1 protein-coding gene and 2 pseudogenes are annotated in these 1,455 nt (G+C 65.9%); all 3 read right to left on the bottom strand.

The genetic code is table 11. The features are described from left to right. Positions 1–134: pseudogene (locus ACWC09_RS52635) on the bottom strand (carbohydrate ABC transporter permease); the annotation flags it as partial. After that, positions 131–1,108, bottom strand: coding sequence for a carbohydrate ABC transporter permease (locus ACWC09_RS52630; protein ID WP_450859430.1), 978 nt, complete (start codon positions 1,106–1,108; stop codon positions 131–133). The pseudogene ACWC09_RS52635 and the gene ACWC09_RS52630, both read right to left, overlap by 4 nt. A gap of 14 nt (positions 1,109–1,122) precedes the next feature. After that, positions 1,123–1,455 (bottom strand): annotated as a pseudogene (locus ACWC09_RS52625) (carbohydrate ABC transporter substrate-binding protein); the annotation flags it as partial.

Raw genomic sequence — 1,455 nt, 5'->3', positions numbered from 1 at the left:
GGCCGCAGGGCCGCGAAGACCGCCCACAGCAGCGGGGCGAGCCAGGCCAGCGAGGTGAGGACGAGGAAGGTGTGCAGCAGGATCCGGGCGGGCCGGACGGGCGTGCGCTTCTTCGCGATGACAGCTGTGCTCACGCTTGCCGCTCCTTCCGGAAGGTCGCGATCAGGTACGGGATGATGACCGCGAGGGAGATCACCAGCAGGACGACGGCGATGGCGGAGCCGTAACCGATCCGGCTGGACTCGCCGATGATGTTGTTGGTGATCAGGATCGACAGCAGTTCGGTGCCCTGGGCGCCCTTGTTGAAGACGAAGACCAGGTCGAAGGCGCGCAGCGCCTCGATGATGGTGACCACCAGGACGACCGTGTTGGTGGGGCGCAGGGTGGGGAAGATGACGTTCTTGAACGTCTGCCACTCGTTCGCCCCGTCCAGCGAGGAGGCTTCCCGCAGGGAGGGGTCGACGCCCTTGAGGCCGGCCAGGTAGAGGATCATCATGTAGCCGGTGTGCCGCCAGGAGGCGGCGATGAGGACGGCCCACAGGTTGAGGTGCGGGTTGCCGATCCAGTCGATGTAGTGGCCGGGCTTGTTGGCCCCGATGAGGCTGTTGATCAGGCCGGTGTCGGGGTTGTAGACCAGCTGCCAGACGAACCCGGTGACCGCGAGGGAGACCACGACCGGGAGGAAGAACGCGGTCTGGTAGACCCGGGAGAAGCGGATGTTCTTGTCCAGCTGGACGGCGAGGAACAGGCCCATCGGCGTCGGGATCAGGATGAGCACGACGAACCAGATGATGTTGTGCTCTACCGCGGGCCAGAACTGCGGGTTGTCGGTGAAGAGCTGCTGGAAGTTGTCCAGCCCCACCCACTTGATGGAGTCGAAGCCGATGCCGTCCCAGCTGGTGAAGGCCAGGGCGATCGAGGCGAGGGCGGTGACCCAGACCAGGGCCACATGGAGGACCGTCGGCACGCCCGCCATGAAGGCGAGCGTGATGCGGTCACGACGGGTCAGCAGACGCTTGTGGCCCTGCGGGACCCGCTTGACAGGCGCGTGGCCCGGAGGCGGCACGGCGGCCGCCTCCGGGCTCTTCGGGGAGGTGTCGATGCTCAAGTCAGCTGCTCGGATCAGGACGACGCGAAGATCGTCTTCTTCTGGCGCTCGATCGAGGACAGCAGGCTGTCGACGCCCTTCGGGTTCTGCAGGAACTTCTGCAGACCCGGCTGCATCACCGTGGAGGTGAAGTCCGGGCGGGAGTCGCGGTCCATGAACTGGGTCAGGGACTTGGCGCTGCCGATCATCTCGAACGCCTTCTTCTGCAGCGCCGAGTAGGAGGCGGTGGAGGCCTTGTTGGAGGCGGCCACCACGCTCGGGTCGCCCTTGAGGTAGAGCTCCTCGGCCGCCGGGCTGCCCAGGTACTCCATCAGCTTCACGACACCGTCGTGGTTCTTCGGGGACTT

The organism is Streptomyces sp. NPDC001617 (genome assembly GCF_053596855.1).
The sequence above is the reverse complement of the archived record's forward strand: the minus strand, read 5'-3'. Positions and strand labels throughout refer to the sequence as shown.